15 protein-coding genes are annotated in these 16,327 nt (G+C 60.4%); 11 read left to right on the top strand and 4 right to left on the bottom strand.

Features of this window, described 5'->3' with window-relative positions; translation table 11 throughout:
* The first annotated feature begins 70 nt into the window (after window positions 1–70).
* The 7 genes from GPL20_RS23700 (at window position 71) to GPL20_RS23670 (ending at window position 7,010) form a co-directional block, all read left to right on the top strand.
* The gene (locus GPL20_RS23700) at window positions 71–949 is read left to right on the top strand and encodes a glucosamine kinase nucleotide-binding domain-containing protein (protein ID WP_157332122.1); all 879 of its coding nucleotides are present in this window, start codon (window positions 71–73) and stop codon (window positions 947–949) included.
* Window positions 940–1,695, top strand: coding sequence for a GntR family transcriptional regulator (locus GPL20_RS23695; protein WP_246250849.1), 756 nt, complete (start codon window positions 940–942; stop codon window positions 1,693–1,695). The genes GPL20_RS23700 and GPL20_RS23695 overlap by 10 nt, the downstream gene beginning before the upstream one ends.
* Window positions 1,692–2,717 carry an SIS domain-containing protein gene (locus tag GPL20_RS23690; protein WP_157332120.1) on the top strand — a complete coding sequence of 342 codons (1,026 nt, stop codon included), beginning with the start codon at window positions 1,692–1,694 and terminating at the stop codon, window positions 2,715–2,717. Before GPL20_RS23695 ends, GPL20_RS23690 begins: the two co-directional genes overlap by 4 nt.
* Window positions 2,717–3,853 carry an N-acetylglucosamine-6-phosphate deacetylase gene (gene nagA / locus GPL20_RS23685; RefSeq protein ID WP_157332118.1) on the top strand — a complete coding sequence of 379 codons (1,137 nt, stop codon included), beginning with the start codon at window positions 2,717–2,719 and terminating at the stop codon, window positions 3,851–3,853. The genes GPL20_RS23690 and nagA overlap by 1 nt, the downstream gene beginning before the upstream one ends.
* 48 nt (window positions 3,854–3,901) lie before the next feature.
* Window positions 3,902–4,999 (top strand): Gfo/Idh/MocA family protein, encoded by a 1,098-nt coding sequence (locus tag GPL20_RS23680; protein ID WP_157332116.1) that lies wholly within the window; start codon window positions 3,902–3,904, stop codon window positions 4,997–4,999.
* Between the two features lie 165 nt (window positions 5,000–5,164).
* The gene (locus tag GPL20_RS23675) at window positions 5,165–5,749 is read left to right on the top strand and encodes a YdcF family protein (protein ID WP_157332114.1); all 585 of its coding nucleotides are present in this window, start codon (window positions 5,165–5,167) and stop codon (window positions 5,747–5,749) included.
* Between the two features lie 190 nt (window positions 5,750–5,939).
* On the top strand, window positions 5,940–7,010 hold the full coding sequence (locus tag GPL20_RS23670) for a hypothetical protein (RefSeq protein ID WP_157332112.1): 1,071 nt from the start codon (window positions 5,940–5,942) through the stop codon (window positions 7,008–7,010).
* Window positions 7,011–7,276: 266 nt separating this feature from the next.
* On the opposite strand, the gene GPL20_RS23665 is transcribed toward GPL20_RS23670, so the two are convergent.
* Window positions 7,277–7,837: a zinc metalloprotease gene (locus tag GPL20_RS23665; protein WP_157332110.1), complete on the bottom strand. Its 561-nt coding sequence runs from the start codon at window positions 7,835–7,837 to the stop codon at window positions 7,277–7,279.
* A gap of 449 nt (window positions 7,838–8,286) precedes the next feature.
* On the opposite strand from GPL20_RS23665, the gene GPL20_RS23660 reads away from it, so the two are divergent.
* Window positions 8,287–8,595, top strand: a complete 309-nt coding sequence (locus GPL20_RS23660) for a hypothetical protein (protein WP_157332108.1) — start codon at window positions 8,287–8,289, stop codon at window positions 8,593–8,595.
* Window positions 8,596–8,936: 341 nt separating this feature from the next.
* On the opposite strand, the gene GPL20_RS23655 is transcribed toward GPL20_RS23660, so the two are convergent.
* A complete protein-coding gene (locus GPL20_RS23655) occupies window positions 8,937–9,440 on the bottom strand; it encodes a T6SS effector amidase Tae4 family protein (protein ID WP_157332106.1) in 504 nt (167 codons plus the stop codon).
* A 103-nt stretch (window positions 9,441–9,543) separates the two neighbouring features.
* Window positions 9,544–11,301, bottom strand: a complete 1,758-nt coding sequence (locus GPL20_RS23650; protein ID WP_157332104.1) for a caspase family protein — start codon at window positions 11,299–11,301, stop codon at window positions 9,544–9,546.
* 209 nt (window positions 11,302–11,510) lie between these two features.
* Between GPL20_RS23650 and GPL20_RS23645 the strand changes: the two genes are divergently transcribed.
* The 3 genes from GPL20_RS23645 to GPL20_RS23635 all read left to right on the top strand — a co-directional run bounded on the left by GPL20_RS23645 (window position 11,511) and on the right by GPL20_RS23635 (window position 15,674).
* Complete coding sequence (locus GPL20_RS23645) at window positions 11,511–12,284, top strand: methyltransferase family protein (RefSeq protein ID WP_254125128.1); 774 nt, start codon at window positions 11,511–11,513, stop codon at window positions 12,282–12,284.
* A gap of 392 nt (window positions 12,285–12,676) precedes the next feature.
* Entirely contained in the window at window positions 12,677–14,545 is a 1,869-nt protein-coding gene (locus GPL20_RS23640; protein ID WP_157332244.1) for a caspase family protein, read from the top strand.
* Between the two features lie 136 nt (window positions 14,546–14,681).
* The gene (locus tag GPL20_RS23635) at window positions 14,682–15,674 is read left to right on the top strand and encodes a hypothetical protein (protein WP_254125130.1); all 993 of its coding nucleotides are present in this window, start codon (window positions 14,682–14,684) and stop codon (window positions 15,672–15,674) included.
* A 27-nt stretch (window positions 15,675–15,701) separates the two neighbouring features.
* Here the strand turns inward: GPL20_RS23635 and GPL20_RS23630 are convergent, their stop codons facing one another.
* Window positions 15,702–16,169, bottom strand: a complete 468-nt coding sequence (locus GPL20_RS23630; protein WP_254125132.1) for a DUF4384 domain-containing protein — start codon at window positions 16,167–16,169, stop codon at window positions 15,702–15,704.
* Window positions 16,170–16,327: the final 158 nt, after the last annotated feature.

Raw genomic sequence — 16,327 nt, 5'->3', positions numbered from 1 at the left:
TCTTGTATTTGTTTTAGCCACGTGACATACCACTTGTCTAGAGGCGTTAAGAAATTTTTTAGGAGGCTCCTTGGCGACGGCCCAGTTCTTCCTCGGTGTGGACGGCGGCGCCACCCGCTGCCGCGCGAGACTGCGGGATTCGTCGGGCCGCGAGCTCGGGCGCGGCCTCGGGCCGGCCTCGAACATCTATCTCGATTTCGACGAAGCCATGCGGGTCGTCCGTGAAACGATCGAGTCCGCGATCGCCGCTGACGCGCCAAGACAGGAAATCGCAGTCGGCCTTGGCCTTGCCGGGCTTTCGGACGAAAAGGAAGCAGAGCGCGTCTCCGCCGCCCTGCCCGGCTTTGCGCGCATCGTCGCCGTCAATGATGCTGTCGCCGCCTGCGTCGGCGCCAATGGCCTCGGCGACGGCGGCCTGATCATCGCGGGCACAGGCTCGGCGGGTATCGCTCGCGTGGGAGCTCGAACGACCATCATCGGCGGACGCGGCTTCTGGCTTGGCGACGACGGATCTGCTGCACGCCTCGGCGAGTCGGCGTTGCGCGCGACGCTGCGTGCGATCGATGGCCTCGAGCCGATGAGTGGCCTGTCGCAAGCGCTCGGGCGCCATTTCGATGACGATCCATTGCGGATGAGCCGCTGGGCAGCGGACGCGAGGCCCAGCGATTATGGCGCCTTCGCACCCCAGATCCTGAACGTCGCCAGGTCCGGAGATATGCGCGCGCGCGAAATTGTCGGCGAAGCAGCTTGTGCGATAGCGGCGCTTGCGAACGCGCTCAATGCGCTTGGCGCCGAGCGCATTGCGCTCGCCGGCGGCTTCGGTGAGCCCTTGCGCCCCTTCTTGCCGCCTGATGTGGCCAAGCGCCTCGCCCCGCCGCGGCGTGACGCAATCGACGGCGCAATCCTGCTTGCCGGCGGAACGCTCGCGGAGGACGCGGCATGTCCCTGACGGTCGAAACCGCGCCGGGCCAGAGGCTCTATCGTGCCGTGGTCGACGCGCTTCGGCGCGAAATCGAGACCGGACGCTTCGCGGAGACGCAATTGCTTCCGGCCGAGCGCGTATTGTGCGAGCTGCTCGACGTATCACGCACCACGCTGCGCAAGGCGATTGCCGATCTGATCGCCGAAGGAGTGCTGTTTCACCGCCATGGCGCCGGTACCTTCATCCATCGCGCAACGCCGCGCGTCGAACAGCCCTCCTCGCGCCTGACGAGCTTCACGGAAGATATGCGGCTCCGCGGATTGGAAGCGAGCTCGCGCGAGCTCGAGCGCGGCGTGTTCCTGCCAACGCCGGAAGAGGCAATGATGCTCGGCGTACGGCCGAACGAGCGCGTGTTCCGGCTCGGCCGACTGCGCCTGGCTGACGGTTCGCCCATGGCAATCGAGCGCGCCGCGGTGCCGATACGCTATCTGCCGGAACAGGATTCGGTCGGAGGCTCGCTTTACGAAGCGCTCTCCGCACGCGGATTCAAGCCGACCCGCGGCCTGCAGCGCTTGCGCGCGACCCTCGTCGATCATGCGGATGCGGAGCTGCTCGGCGTCGCACCCGACAGCCCGGCGCTCTATATCCAGCGCATCGCCTATCTCGCCGACGGATCCTGCGTCGAATTCACGAAATCCTGGTACCGCGCCGACGCCTACGATTTCGTCTCAGAACTCACACTGTCGCCGCCGCCCCGAAAGACACACCGATGACGACCCATATGCTTCAGGAGATCGGCGAAGCAGGCGATGCAGTCGCGCTCCAGCGTGCCCAGAATGCGGAGCGGCTCGCTGAACTTGGGGCGCGCCTGCGCGGCCTCGATCCGCCGCTCGTTGCGACCATCGCCCGCGGCTCGTCGGATTGCTGCGCGCTCTATCTGAAATACCTCGTCGAGATTGTTTCAGGGGTGCCTTGTGCCTCCATCGGCCCCTCCATCGCGACGCTCTATCGTACGCCGATGCGGCTCGAAGGCGGCGTTTCCGTCGCGATCTCGCAGTCGGGACGCAGCCCGGACATCGTCGAACTGCAGCGCGCCGCACGACGCGGCGGTGCGCTCGCCGTCGCAATGGTCAACGACGTAGCCTCGCCGCTCGCGCAAGAGGCCGGCGTGCTGCTGCCGCTGTGCGCCGGAACGGAACGTTCCGTCGCGGCGACCAAATCGATGGTTGCAGGTCTCGCCGCAGGTGCAAGCCTCGTCGCGGCCTGGCGCGAAGATCGGCAGCTCGCGGACGCCCTCACCGGCTTGTCCGAGATCCTGCGCGGGCAAACGGTGCCGCCGCCCGCGGCGATGCTCAGCCAGCTTGCGAATGCCCGCAGCGCCTTTGTCCTCGGTCGCGGTGCCACGCTTGCGATCGCCGCGGAGGCAGCGCTGAAGCTCAAGGAGACCTGCGCCATTCACGCCGAGGCCTATTCCGCGGCCGAGGTCCTGCATGGCCCGGCCGAACTCGTGGCCTCGGGCTTTCCCGTCATCGCCTTCCTGCCGTCCGACGCAGCGCGCGAAGGCATGCTGCCGACACTTACGGTGCTGGCCAATGCCGGCGCAACGTTGATTACCATCGAGGCTGGAGGCGACGACGGGACCGATCGTCTCGCGACGGCAAAAGTCGAGGCGACGCTGCTCGAGCCTATCGTCATGATCCACCGCTTCTACCGCCTTGCCGAGGCGCTTGCACTCCGGCTCGGGCGCGACCCCGACCGCCCGCGCAACCTGCGCAAGGTGACGGAGACCGTCTGATGATCGTTTTGACCGGCGCACGGATTTTCGATGGCGAGCGTTTTTTCGATGACCACGCGGTCGTCGTCGAAGGTGACCGCATCGCCACGGTCCTCCCTTACTCCGAGAGACCTCATGGCGCGACACGCGATCTCGGTGGTGGCCTCCTCGCGCCCGGCTACATCGATGTGCAGGTCAATGGCGGCGGTGGCGTCCTGTTCAACGAGGACCCGACGCCCGAAGGCATCGCCCGCATCGCCGCAGCGCATCGCAAGCACGGCACCGTCGGGCTGCTGCCGACACTGGTAACTGACACGCCGCAGGTGATGGCAGCGGCAATCGCCGCGACGCGCGAGGCGCAGCGCCTGACGCCTGCGACACTCGGCATCCATCTGGAAGGACCCTTCCTGGATCCGGTTCGCAAGGGCGCGCATGAGCTCAGATATATCCGCAATCCCGAACTCGGCGACATCGCGACGATCGTCGAGGCGAAATGCGGCGCCGTCATGCTGACGCTCGCGCCCAATCGGGTCCGCGCGGAGAGCATCGCCGAACTCGCGCAGCATGGCGTGCTCGTCTCGCTCGGCCACTCCGATGCAAGCTATGCGGAGGCGTGCGCGGCCGTCAAAGCCGGCGCACGCGCGTTCACCCATCTCTTTAATGCAATGAGTGCGCCCGCCGGGCGCGAGCCAGGTATGGTTGGCGCAGCGCTCGATCTCAACGAGGTTTTCGTCGGAATCATCGCGGACGGTCATCATGTGCACGAGGCGAATTTGCGTATAGCCTTCGCCGCCAAGCGGCATGACCGCTTCATGCTGATTACCGACGCGATGCCACCGGCGGCCGGCGGGCCCGATCAGTTCGATTTGCAGGGCCGTCGCGTGACTCGCGCACAGGGATGCCTGCGGCTCGAGGATGGAACGCTTGCTGGCTCGGTTCTGACCATGGACGAAGCCGTACGCTTTGCCGTCGAGGTGGCGCGGCTCGGGCTCGGCGACGCACTCGCAATGGCCTCGCGCATTCCGGCGACCTTTTTGCGACGCGAGACGGAGTTCGGCCGCATCGCGCCCGGCTATCTGGCGAGCCTCGTGCATCTCGACCATGATTTGCGCGTGCTGGAAACCTGGATCGAGGGTCGGCCGTCTGACGGCTCCTGATGCACCTATCTGGCGGGCGTTGTCTCGATTGAAGGACGCGATTGAGCCATGTCTTCTTCATCCTTATCGACAGAGCGCCCCATCCGCGTTCTCGTGGTCGGCCTCGGCACCATGGGAACCAGCCACGCCCGCGCCTACGGCGCGGTCGAAGGTTTCGAGCTCGTTGGCCTCTGCACTCCTCGCGCGGCCGATCGCCACGACCTCGAGGTCGAGTTTCCCGGTCTGCCGCGCTTCGAACGGTACGACGAGGCGCTCGCGACGCTGCGTCCCGACGCCGTCGCCATCTGCACCTACACCGAGCATCACGCGGCGATGGCCCTGCGAGCTTTCGCGGAAGGCGCGCACGTATTCTGTGAAAAGCCGCTGGCTGACACGTTGGAGGTCGCCAACCAGGTGATCAATGCCGCGCGCTCGAGCGGAAAGGCGCTGCTGATCGGCTATATCCTTCGCGTCCATCCATCATGGTCGCGCTTCGTCGAGATCGGCCGCACGCTCGGCAAGCCGCTCGTGATGCGCATGAATCTCAACCAGCAATCGGCCGGCTCCTTCTGGGAGGTTCACAAGAAGCTTATGCTGTCGACCTCGCCGATCGTCGACTGCGGCGTGCACTATGTCGACATCATGTGCCAGGTGACGCGCTCGCCGCCGATCGCGGTGCACGCGGTCGGGGCGAGGCTCACGGACGAAATCGCGCCTGGCATGTACAATTACGGCCATCTTCACATCGTGTTCGAAGACGGATCAGTTGGCTGGTACGAGGTTGGTTGGGGACCGATGATGAGCGAGACTGCTCATTTCGTGAAGGACATTATTGGGCCGAACGGCAGTGTGTCGATTGTTGCGAAGGAAAGCACCGATGCGACTGCGAGCTCGGCGGACCATAACACGCATACGCGCACCAATGCACTCCGTATCCATCACGCAGCCCGCAACCCGGAGGGCCGCTTCGCAAGGCCCGACGAATTCCTCTCGACCGAGGACGAACCGAACCACCAGGATCTCTGCGAGCGCGAGCAGCGGCTATTTCTCAGGGCCATCCGTGGCGAGATCGATTTGTCGGAGCATCACGAGGCTGCGATCAACTCGCTGAGCATCGTCTCTGCCGCCGACACCAGCGTTCGGACCGGTGAGGTCGTACGTGTGTAGCAACCGAATTTCGGATGGTCGTTTCACGCCGGCAAGCTGATGAGCTCTCGGATGTCGCTGATCGTCGCGGCCTCGTTTGACGAAGCGGACAACTTGCGACTGATCGACTGTAGGGATATATCCTGACCTACGCTTGTGGAAGCGCGACTGGATCACATTAGACCGATGGCGGAACCGGCTCGAACGCTGACTGTCGAAGAGATCGCTCGTATAAACTCCGTGCATCTACTTACAACGCCTCTGCAGCCGGCAGATCTATTGTTCGTTTTTGGCACACGAGATGGCGTGGTGGAGCGCATAGACGCCGCTTACTCACTCTGGCATCGCCGATATTGCCGTTGGCTACTTGTTAGCGGAGGGATGACGCCGGGCTCCGATCTTACCGAGTGCCGGATCATAAAGGATGGGCTGGTGTCACGAGGTGTTCCGGCTGAGTTGATTTTGGAAGAACATCGCGCGACTAACACGGGCGAGAACGTCATTTTCTCCCTGCCTATCATCGAAGCGAAGATCGGATTGAGCAAAATACGATCGGTAATTTGCTTAGGAAACTTTTGGACGTCACGCCGTTATCCGATGACTCTTCACCGACACTGGCCCGACCCAGAAAAGATGCTGGTTGTCGTGAACCACTACGAAACCCCCAATAACCTCTGGCACACCGACGCTGAGCTTTGTTCGCGGGTGCTCAGCGAATGGGATAAGATTGAGCCCTATAAGGCAAAAGGGTTCATTGCTGAGTGGCCCTAAGGCGCGCGCCTCTGATTTGGTTCAGGCTGCGCCACATCCGTCAACATGCCCTTGCGTGCGACGCCCCTCTTGCCGGAACTGGTTGAAATCCCGCTCGCACAGGCCCCCCGCTAGAAATCCCTGACGGCGCGTTGAACCGCTCCAAAAGCCCAACTGACAAAAAAGTGGGCCGCAAATTAGGAGCAGTTCCATGGGCATTCCAAAAGATGGGACTATGTCGGTGCGCATTACATGCGTCGGTCACGCAAGCCGGCGCTGGAGAAGTGCCCGTACAAAAGCGGCGGCGTCCGCACTGAATCAACGCCTGTCGGAATCCAGGGCGAAGACCATTTACGACCAGGTTGATCCCATCGTCAAAATGCAGCTGCCGGGATTACCGATAGCGCTTGGCCAGAGGGCTGTCGGGAGTACAGAACCGTTCCCGACTGTTAGCGAAGACAACGCGGCCATAGATCGCAGCGTCGTCCTCATGGTCGACTTAGTTTGGACAGGTACGGGGGGTTACAAGAAAGTACCGCGCCCACCCCGACTGATTTATGCCCCGAGCACCTTATGGGAACTGAAAATCGCAGCTCTCTTTGGCGCCTCGGGTATAGGATTTAAATCCAGCTTGCTTCGCGTAAAGATCAAGAACTTAAACACTGGACGCGAACTATCGCTTTTTGGCCCGATTTTCGGCGGTGATCTGACCATCGGACCTGGCATGTTCAAGAAGGTGCCCAAGGTAAAGCCCGTCAACTTCGACAAGGTGGATCCTAAACAATTGCGGGATGCGCAAGTGGGCAAGCCGGTAGTCTTCACTACGCCATTGATGGACTTCGAAGACTGGATCAACGGATCGGAGGGCCAGCTCGTGCGATTAGTCCACGCTCATCTCAAAACTGGCGTGACTAAGTCGCAGACCAGCTTTCTCCAGTTTGTCGGCGTCGATACTCATCCCGGCTCATTGGTATTCGATCTGAAGGCGCTCGGTTTCTCGTTGGGTATCCCCGAGGTGTCCGATCAGGTGCAGGCCGGGAAACTAACCGCCGAAAACCATCCTACAGATATGTACCTCGTCGACACACCTGATGACACTATCCCTATCCAAGTCGCACAGCACCGTAGCGAAGGCATTCTAATCAGTTTCCCCACTGAAAAACATCAGTGGAAGGACCTAAGTTCGAGCCAGCAAGATGAAGTGAGACGATTTGTGTTGAACAGAACGGCAGCCATTCGGGATCTGGCCGACTTTAAAGATGTGGTGGCCCCTACACCTTAATTGAGCATTACGCTGACAAACCACTTTCCTGACAGGCTGTAGCGCGCGGCGCCAACCCAGGGCGCCGTCTCAAGGAAACGCTTGAACGCCCTCAGCGCGTTAACTGCGTCCTTCTTGGTGATGTTCGCTCCGTCGCCAATTTCGTTTGACGACGCCGACGTCGTTGAGCAGCGTCAGCACGCTATTGGACAGGTTGGGGCGAAATCGCTGACATTGACGCGCGCTAAGCGCTGGCAACATCGGGATCAATTGTATCCAGGCGACCGTCAGCCGCCAAATCGCTTGACCAGTTTTGACCCCCTTGCCGTTTCAATTTGCCGCTTAGTCAAGTCGCTACCCACGCTCAAGCCTTTCGTCATGAGATTGCCGCGCAGTGCCGCCGCCTGCCTCTCGTTGGTGTAGTCGATCTCGACGTGGTCGACACTCATCAGATGACCGAGTTCATGAGCCCAGGCACGTCCATTGGCGAAGTCATTGCCGTACCACTGGACGAAGCTGGCCGGTTCGGGATCGCCGTGAAGGTAGGAGCCCCCACCTGCCGAGAGATTCTCAATCGGATTGAGGAGATAGATATGGACCGCGTTATCCGGATCATGGCGCAGGCTGAGAACATCCAGCAGCCGCTGATCATTGTTGCGGGCGTTCTTTGCCATATCGAGCGGCTTGTCCGTCAGGCAATCCTTGATCACGAACACAATGCTGGCCTTTGACCAGATCGTATTGACTACATCCACCGCCTTCTTGGCCGTATCGCAACTCCATTTTGCAGACTCCAGAGCACCTCTTTCGGCAAATGGCGTGATGTAAATTCTCAGCGGAATGGGCATGGGTTTCTCCGGGGTTGGATTTCGACTTCATCTCCTGCACGGTGCGCTTCGCGCCCCGATGAATGGACTTCCAAAACAAGGCAACGCGTCCGGATCTCATCCGATCGAATGAGCCCATCATTCGATCGGATGAGCCCTCCGGCGCGCATGTTGTCACGAGCCGCGCCCATCTATCGGTCAATCTTGCTTTTGCATTCTTCGCATGCTCCACACACCTTGCTTTGAACATCGTGATGACGATTTGGTCGTCGAAACCAGCGCGAGGCTCGGTGCGAACTACGTCTCGATCTGACATATGGATCGGCGCAGTCGAGAATCTGTGTCTTCATCCCAGAAGATCAGCGTTGGATGACCGTGACTTTTACACAAAGCTCGCGAACCTCGATCAGGGCATGGCGGATCGTCGCAAACGAGTCTCTCGCTTAATTAGATCTCAGTGAGGTTTCCCCATGAGCGATGATTTGCTTACTGCAGGGGTTGAACTCAAAGGCTACGTGACCACGCTTCTAGAAAATCTAGAAAAAGACGTTGATGAGCAGTTCGACAAATGGTGCGATGCCGTCACAGGCTATCTCGCTCACCTTATTGGATGTTACGAGGGAGCCCAGAATGATCAAGTATCTGTGTTGCGTGAGCAAGAGCAAGAACGACAGCGAGCTCTCCAGCGCGCTCTATTTCTCCTGAACTTTCTGGCGATTGGCGTAACGGCCTGGCTCGGTGTCGCCCTGGAGAAGGCGGCTGGTCCGCGGGTTCTTTGAATACGAACAAGTTGGGCCCGCCCTGCCGACCAACTGGCTCCAGAAGCTTCCCAAGGAATTCGATGGCGCTCTTTTCGGCAATTTGGGGAAGGACATCACCAATGCGTTGGTTGGTGTGTCGAACGAGAACCTAGCCCAACCCGAGGAGGTCGCGGCTGTCGACGGAAGGACGGTTGTCGCCTGACCGATGCTGAATCGCGATACTGGAACGGCGCCGTCAAGGACTGGCCACGCCAGAAGAAGAGAGACGACTACGACCGCCTTGGTGCCATTCTCAAACAAATGATGCTGGACAACGATTTGCAGATCAAGCGGCGGTGACCTGCTGGCCTCGGCATCCACTACGAACTGAGGTCCCAGAAAAATATCCTGTCATTTGTCACTGCGGAATACCAATCGCTGAAATACATGTCGGCATCGTGTATTTGCCCATTTACCCAGATGTCGGTATGGCCAATGGTACCTGTGTCCGTGGGTTCAAATATGATCACTCCCTTGCGGTTACCCAGCTTGGATGTGCTCGGAAACATCTGCCCGGCGCCATACCTGTTATTCAGGTACTGCCGAAGATCGAGCGTTGAGAATATATACTCCCAACCGTCATTGTCCGTAAGAAACCGAACTTTTTTGACGAGCACGCCACCCTTTCCGTAGTCTCCATCGCAATTCACATAGTGACCATCGACATGGTTGAGCGCCCAAGATATTTTCGAGGCGCATGTATTCTTATGCCCCGGCTCGTCGTGGAACTTCTTTATGGGACCGTTGATCATGGTCTTGAAATCGTCAGTCATACTTGGGTGGTTATTCAACATCGTGTTGTAGTATATGTTGATAAGGCCCATGATCTCCCATCCCTAACAGCGTTATGCTTTGGCGTCGCGGTATCAGGCGACAGAAATGCGCATGCGCACCCGTGGGCGGGTCCGCCTATATCAGCAAGAGTCTTCAGGGCAAGAAAAACATGAATGGCATTCCGCCGCCCTCCGGCTTATTGCCCGCGCTGGCCTCGGCTTTGGGTCTTGCGGGTCTTGCCGGAGCAGGCTCCCTCTCTCTGCGTTCAAGCCTTGCGGACGGGACCTGACGGACCTTGCGCTTCTCGCATTCATCGTCGTCATTCAGAAAGTAGCCCGCAGCGCAAGTAATCTTGACGCAGTGATCGCCGTCGCGTTTGAGGCCGGATCCGCAAATCAACGGGCAAACCCGCGCCGACTTGAGCTTGATCGCGTCAAGCGCATCGGCGCGTGCGGCCTTGGTATCGAACTTGGTGCCGGCATTCTGATTGAACAGCTCAAGCGAGCGCCGCGACGCCGCATCCCACTCCCCACTGGCCGATCCCGTGAGGCAGCCGACCCGACGCAACTCGGTTTGCACCGATTTTGCAAGCTCGGCCGGCGAAAGTGGCGGCGCGGGCGCCTGCGGATTGGGGAGCGCTGCGACTTTTGTATCCGTATTTGAGTTCGTTTCCCGCAGTGGGTCTGGTGCTGACGGTACAGCGTTCTTCGCGGCTGCCGCCGTTTCAGCCGCGACACGCCTCTGTTCGGCCTGAGCGGCCTGATGCTGCGCGGTTTCCTTGGCAGCCTCGGCGGCGGCCCGAGCTTCCTGCGCTGCTTTCAGATCCGAGGCGGCCTTGGCAAGTTGCGTCTGTTGAGCGCCCTCGTTGACGAGCCGCGCCTGTTCCTGCTCGGCCTGACGCGCCTTTTCGGCCGCAGCAACACGCTTCTCCTCCGCATCGATCTTGGCGAGTTGAAGCTTTGCGAGACTTGCGTAGTAGCCATCCGGATACTGGGCGATGAAAAAGTTCAGTGCATCCTTGTTGCCGACCTGCAGCGCGAGTTCGTAGTCGCGCCGCATTTCGGATCGCTGCGTTGTCGACGAGACGGCCTCCTGCGCGGGCGCCCTCGCAGGTTCCTTGGCGGATTCCTTGGCCGGCACCAGCGGCACATCGTCGCCGCCAAGCGTGCCATAGACATAGGGCTCTTGCCGATTACCTGTCGCTTTCATGACGTCGTCGCGAACGAAGCCGAACACTCTGCGCAAATCCAGGCCCGGAGTTCCGATATATTTGACCAGTGCGGCCGCGTAAGGACTGTTCTTGCTGCCGCCGTCCGACGCCGTCGAGCCAGCTTTGGCGGCAAAGGCAACCAGAGTATTCGGCGTCGCCGGCTCAATTCGGGCAAGGCCCCGGCTGATTGCGCGCGAGCCGACCGTTCGTTTCATCTTCTCGGAGAAAGGATTATTGCGGCAAGCGTCGAGGATCACAAGCCGCAGCTGCCTTGCCGGTTCAATCGCCAGCATGACGCGATCGAGCGAAAACGCCTCATCGTACACATCCGTGTCGCGCTCGAGCGTGGCATCGACCGGGATCAGATAGTTCGTGCCCTCGATCTCGATACCATGACCGGCGTAATAGACGACGGCCACATCTGCGTCGCGAGCCTGATCGGCAAAATCGCGCAGCGTTCGCCGCATCTCGACCGCCTGAAGATCCAGGCGGGTTTGCACGACGTCAAAACCCGCACTCCTCATCGTCGCTTCAACAATTGCAGCGTCATTGACGGGATTCGAAAGTGGCGCGGCGTTTTTATAGGCAGAATTGCCAATGACGAGCGCGACACGATTCCCCGCCCATGCCGGCTGACAGAAGAGCAGCGCAATGAGAAGGAACAAGATTCGGCGCAATTTCGCGAATCCGTGCAAATTCATGGCAGTACAACTCTTATAGTGAGCTTTTATCATACGTGTCGCGACGACGGAATCGGTTCAATGACATCTCGCTGATCCGGAAGACCTGCAGAACGTGGAACCGCATCGGAGACGCTGGCGTGGCCGCGCTGGAGATCTGGCCAGCCGATTGACCTCCCCGAATGCCTGGCGTCTAGTGAGGCGGATTTCGAGCGAGCGAGGCCACTGCTGTGACTGACGCGAAGGTCGGCCAGGAGGCGACAGCCAGGAACGGGATCGCCGGTTGCGGCGTCAATCCGTGGCTGGACTGGACCGCGAGGGCAGCCGTGGTGATCGTCTATGGCGCATCCGCTCTCATTGGCGCTGCCAGCATCCCTCTCCTGCTTCCGTCGGACACTGTCCACGAGTGGCTGATGGTCGCGGCAAGCATTGCCAACGTCCTGTTCCTCGGCCTCGTTGCACTGACGGCCATGATCCGGCTGGTCCCGATCATGAAGTCGAAGGGCATTGAGACCCGGATCTCGGCCTTGCTGGGTTCATTTCCTAGCGCCGCACTCGCTTTTCTTCCGAAGGCAGAGCTCGGCCCGATCTGGTCGGCTCTGTCCACGACGTTGATCCTGGTGGGGATCTCGCTTTGTATCGTGGTGCTCCGCTGGTTAGGCAAATCCTTCAGCATTCTGCCGGAGGCAAGGCGCCTTGTGACGGAAGGTCCTTATCGAGTCGTCCGGCATCCCCTCTACCTATGTGAGGGAATTGCGTTGGTCGGCGTCACACTTCAGGTCCTTTCACCGCTTGCCGTGCTTATCGCCATCGTGGTTGCGATGATTCAATGCCGACGAATGATCAACGAAGAACGGATTCTGAGACTGGCCTTTCCGGAATATGACGTCTATGCCGCGACAACGCCTTTTCTGATCCCAGGTCTGATCCCCGCGAAACCTGCGCGATTGGCTCGTCAAGTCGGGCCGGAGCTGTCGACCAAGCCTATCGATCCGCACGCCTGACACCGCGCTTCACATCCCCTCGATGTGCGGTTCAGCGGAACCTTCGTTTGATTTTCGCCGCGCCCCTCGCAGCACTTCAACCGCACCACCGATAAAGAACCATAATATGAATAATATCAATATCTTGCATTGAAATCTCACATTGCTGCAAAGCGTCGATGAACGCAATCATCGTCATCGAGGGGGCACACGACGCGTCGGCGCCAACAATCTTCCGTGCTTTTTGAACGCCTTCACCGAATTAAGCGACAACACTATGAATGGATTGGGCTCGAGATTGATACTGTACGGAGATTTTTGGCGGCCAGTAGCCTGCGAATTATTTGAGCGAGGATCTGCGCGGCCATCTTCGTGACGCTACCATTCCTTGGGCAGATGCTGGACGTTTCGCCATGAACTTGTACAGACACCTCCGAGTTTGTCTTTTCGTTGCTGCTTCGCTGTTCCTTGCCTCTGAGCCAGCCTCGGCGACAAAGCGGGTGGCTTTGGTGGTCGGCAATTCCAGCTATCAGAACGCCCCACTGCTTCCAAACCCGGCCAATGACGCTGCGGCTATCGCCGCGACCTTGAAGGGCGCAGGTTTCGATGTGGTTGACTCAAGGCTCAACCTCGCCGCGACCGACATGCGGCGGGCACTGAGAGAGTTTGCCGATCAAGCGCGCGATGCCGATATTGCCCTGGTGTACTATGCGGGTCACGGCATTGAGATTGATGGAACGAACTATCTGATCCCGACAGACGCGCGACTCGAACGTGACACGGATATCTACGACGAGGCGTTCTCTCTCGACCGTGTCCTGCTGGCAATCGAGCCTGCGAGGCAGCTACGGGTCGTGATCGTCGACGCATGCCGCAACAATCCTTTTGCCGACACGATGAAACGGACGGTCGCCTCGAGATCGATCAGCCGCGGGCTCGCCAGGGTCGAACCCACGGTGTCCAATACGCTGATCGCATTTGCCGCGAAAGCCGGATTGACGGCGCTCGACGGCAACAGCAAGAACAGCCCGTACGCGATGGCCCTGGTCAAGTATATCGCAAAGCCGGGGCTCGACTTGCGCAGGGCTTTCGGCTTTGTCCGCGACGATGTTCTGCAGACGACGGGTAACCGACAGGAACCCTACGTTTACGGCTCGCTGGGCGGCGAGGACGTTGCGCTGGTTCCTGCTCCCAAGGCACAAGAACCGGCACCGGCGGCCAACCCCCAATCGGAGGTTCGTCGAGACTACGAGTTGGCCTTGCAGCTCGGCAACAAGGGCGCCCTGAGCGCGTTCCTTGCCCAGCATCCGGATGGATACTACGCAAGTCTGGCCAAGCTTCAGCTGAACCAGATCGACGCGGAGGAGGCACGCGTTGCAGCGACCGAGAAAGCGCGGCAGGCTGAACAGCAACGAGCTCGGCTTGCCTCGGAAGGGGCTCAGCGCGCGGACCAAGAGAAGGCGGCAGCGGATTCGAAGGCTGCGGATGAGGCCCGAATTGCAGCCGAAAGGACAAAACAGGCGGCGAAGGAGCAGGCAGCCGAGGCCGAACGCAAGCGGGCTGCATCTGAAACCTCGGCAGCCGGCGTGCTCTCCGGCAATAGGCCTGCCATTGAGAATGCAGCCCCTGATAGTCCGGCAGTCGCCGCCCCTGGCCAGGATAACAAGGGCGCGAGGGTAGCCGCTTTGAGCACCGCACCGCCGCAGGCCGATCTCGCCAAGTCGGTACAGAGCGAGTTGAGTCGCGTTGGCTGTTTCACAGGTGCCGTCGATGGCGAATGGAATGCGGCTTCGCAGCGCTCGCTGGCCCTGTTCAACCGGCACGCAGGCACCAAACTGGAGGTCAAGCTTGCAAGTCTGGATGCTCTTGACGCGGTCAAACTCAGGCCATCGCGGGTCTGCCCGCTGATCTGTGATCGCGGCTACAGGCCCGACGGCGACCAATGCAGCAAAATCACCTGTGCCGAGGGCTCGTTCCTCAACGACGACAATGAATGCGAGAAGCAGCGCGGGAGGAAGCCGGTTGCCAAGCGCAATACGGATGACCGCCCGTCGCGCGCGGATCGTTCGGCCCGCCAGAGCCGGCAGCCGACAGCGGACGTTCCGCCGCGACAGGCGAGCCCGAAGCCGCAGGCGGATGGTGCCAGGCGCAGCGCATCAGGCGCGGGAGGACAGATCTACTGCAATGACCTCTTGTGCCGCCCCGTCAAGCGCGGCTGCCATCTCGAATATCGGGGTGGAGGTGGCCCCTACGCCAATGCCAATGCCGAGGTCTGCAACTAGCGCGGCGAGACGCCACGCCGGCGTTGTCAGGAAGCTATCGGGACACCGGATGATCTCGAGTGTGCCGAGCCGACGAGCCTAACCTCGGCTCGGTCGACAAGCTTGTGTCTGACTTGGCCGAAACGGAGCGACCTGCGTGGTGGCGTGTGAGCTTGAGCAGAAGGATGTCAACGTCTTTCCCGGGGTGACGCTCTTCACGAAGCGGAAGGCGCCCGGCATGAAGCCGACGGCGCTTTATCTTCCACCAAAGCACGCAACAGCAGCCACCAAGTTCGATGTCGTGATCTGGCTGCACGGCTTCTACGTCAAAGACCATGAATTCCTGTTCCACAACGATCCCGCGCGACTGCGCGAGCAGGTGCGGGATTCCGGCAAGGACGTGGTGCTCATCGCGCCCTTCCTGGGCTACGAATATGCCGTCGGCGACAGCTTTGCCGGAGACTACAACGTGAAGGACCTGGCAGCCCCGACATGGGGCGAGCGCTACCTCGACGAGATCCTTGGAGCTCTCGCCAACTTCCTGGGCGCTTCCTCGACGTCCATTCCGCAACTGCAGATCGGCAAGCTCATCATCGCATGCCACTCCGGTGGCGGTAACGGCATGCGCAACCTCGTAGGGAGCCTCGGAAAGTATCAGTCAAAGCTGACGGCATGTTGGGGATTTGACTGCCTCTACGGCGCCAGAGCGCAGCCCGACGATGCGACGTTCTGGTACCAGTGGCTGTCGGGACAGAACGGCCGCGCGCTCGAAATCGTGTATGGTCCGTCAACTCTCCCGCAATCCGTGAAGCTGGACCTGATCGGACGCGGGCTGGCGACGACCGATGGCAATCAAGCTCAGCCCCAGCGCCCTGCCCTCAAGAACCTCACCGTGAGCTTGGGCCACTACGATCTATTTCCGGCATTTGGCCAGATGGTCAGGGTCAACGATCTGGACCCGGCTTTCGTGGATCGCTTCATGATTCCGCAGGTCGCCGACCAGCCCCGGCTGAACCATAAGCCCACACCGCGGCGCGGGGAATTCCTCCAGCACGCGATTTCCAACGTTCGCAGCGCCTTTCCCTTTCCGAAGGACATTCACTACATGATCGCCCGGGGCGGCTTCTTTAGCCGACTAAGCAAACTTTAGCCTTCACAAGGCCTTAGCCTGACGGGCTCACTTGATGGTGTAGGATTTGATATCGAAAGACCAATTGTTCGACACCAGTTTTCCGCTGCCGTCGTCCGGCACGCGCAGCTCGCTGGTCCAGGCTGATAGATAGCTCAACGCCGCTGCCTGCCCCTGCAGCTTGCGCGGCAAATCGGGCAGATCGAGCAGTTGCACACGTCGCTCGCTCAGGATCGCAACCATCATGGCGGATCCCGTCGGCGGTGCAACGGCATATTCGAAGCCTTGCTGCCGTGACGCCGAGGTCGGAACGACGAATTCGACGCCCGGCCTGACGAGATTGATGTCGCGACCGTCCGACCGCGCCAACAGTTCGGGCGTCGGAAAGATCTGGGACATCCGCCCTTCCGCGTCGACGTCTACCAGAAGGAGATATCCCGGCTTCCTGGCGGTGACACCGAACGAGATCTTGCCGCCGACGTCGACGGTCTGGCTCGGCAGGACCTGAAGGGACACATTTGCGGCGTTGATCTGCCCGCGCGCTGCCTGTACGGGCCAAAGCCATGGTGCATTTGTCGTGCTGACATGCAGCGATGCCGACGGCAGTGGCGCCGCGGACGCAGCCCCGCTACCCGCCAGCAGCAGGAGTGCTAGCCATGGTCGCTCTAGACGGA

It is taken from the genome of Bradyrhizobium cajani (assembly GCF_009759665.1).
GTDB classification, from domain to species: domain Bacteria; phylum Pseudomonadota; class Alphaproteobacteria; order Rhizobiales; family Xanthobacteraceae; genus Bradyrhizobium; species Bradyrhizobium cajani.
Note: the sequence above shows the minus strand (reverse complement) of the source record. Positions and strands in the feature narration are given on the sequence as shown.

Coding starts and splice junctions, on each gene's coding strand:
- GPL20_RS23690 (WP_157332120.1), top strand. CDS start 1,692: ATGACGACCCATATGCTTCAGGAGATCGGCGAAGCAGGCGATGCAGTC.
- GPL20_RS23640 (WP_157332244.1), top strand. CDS start 12,677: ATGAACTTGTACAGACACCTCCGAGTTTGTCTTTTCGTTGCTGCTTCG.
- nagA (WP_157332118.1), top strand. CDS start 2,717: ATGATCGTTTTGACCGGCGCACGGATTTTCGATGGCGAGCGTTTTTTC.
- GPL20_RS23675 (WP_157332114.1), top strand. CDS start 5,165: ATGGCGGAACCGGCTCGAACGCTGACTGTCGAAGAGATCGCTCGTATA.
- GPL20_RS23665 (WP_157332110.1), bottom strand. CDS start 7,837: ATGCCCATTCCGCTGAGAATTTACATCACGCCATTTGCCGAAAGAGGT.
- GPL20_RS23670 (WP_157332112.1), top strand. CDS start 5,940: ATGGGCATTCCAAAAGATGGGACTATGTCGGTGCGCATTACATGCGTC.
- GPL20_RS23680 (WP_157332116.1), top strand. CDS start 3,902: ATGTCTTCTTCATCCTTATCGACAGAGCGCCCCATCCGCGTTCTCGTG.
- GPL20_RS23650 (WP_157332104.1), bottom strand. CDS start 11,301: ATGAATTTGCACGGATTCGCGAAATTGCGCCGAATCTTGTTCCTTCTC.
- GPL20_RS23660 (WP_157332108.1), top strand. CDS start 8,287: ATGAGCGATGATTTGCTTACTGCAGGGGTTGAACTCAAAGGCTACGTG.
- GPL20_RS23655 (WP_157332106.1), bottom strand. CDS start 9,440: ATGGGCCTTATCAACATATACTACAACACGATGTTGAATAACCACCCA.
- GPL20_RS23695 (WP_246250849.1), top strand. CDS start 940: ATGTCCCTGACGGTCGAAACCGCGCCGGGCCAGAGGCTCTATCGTGCC.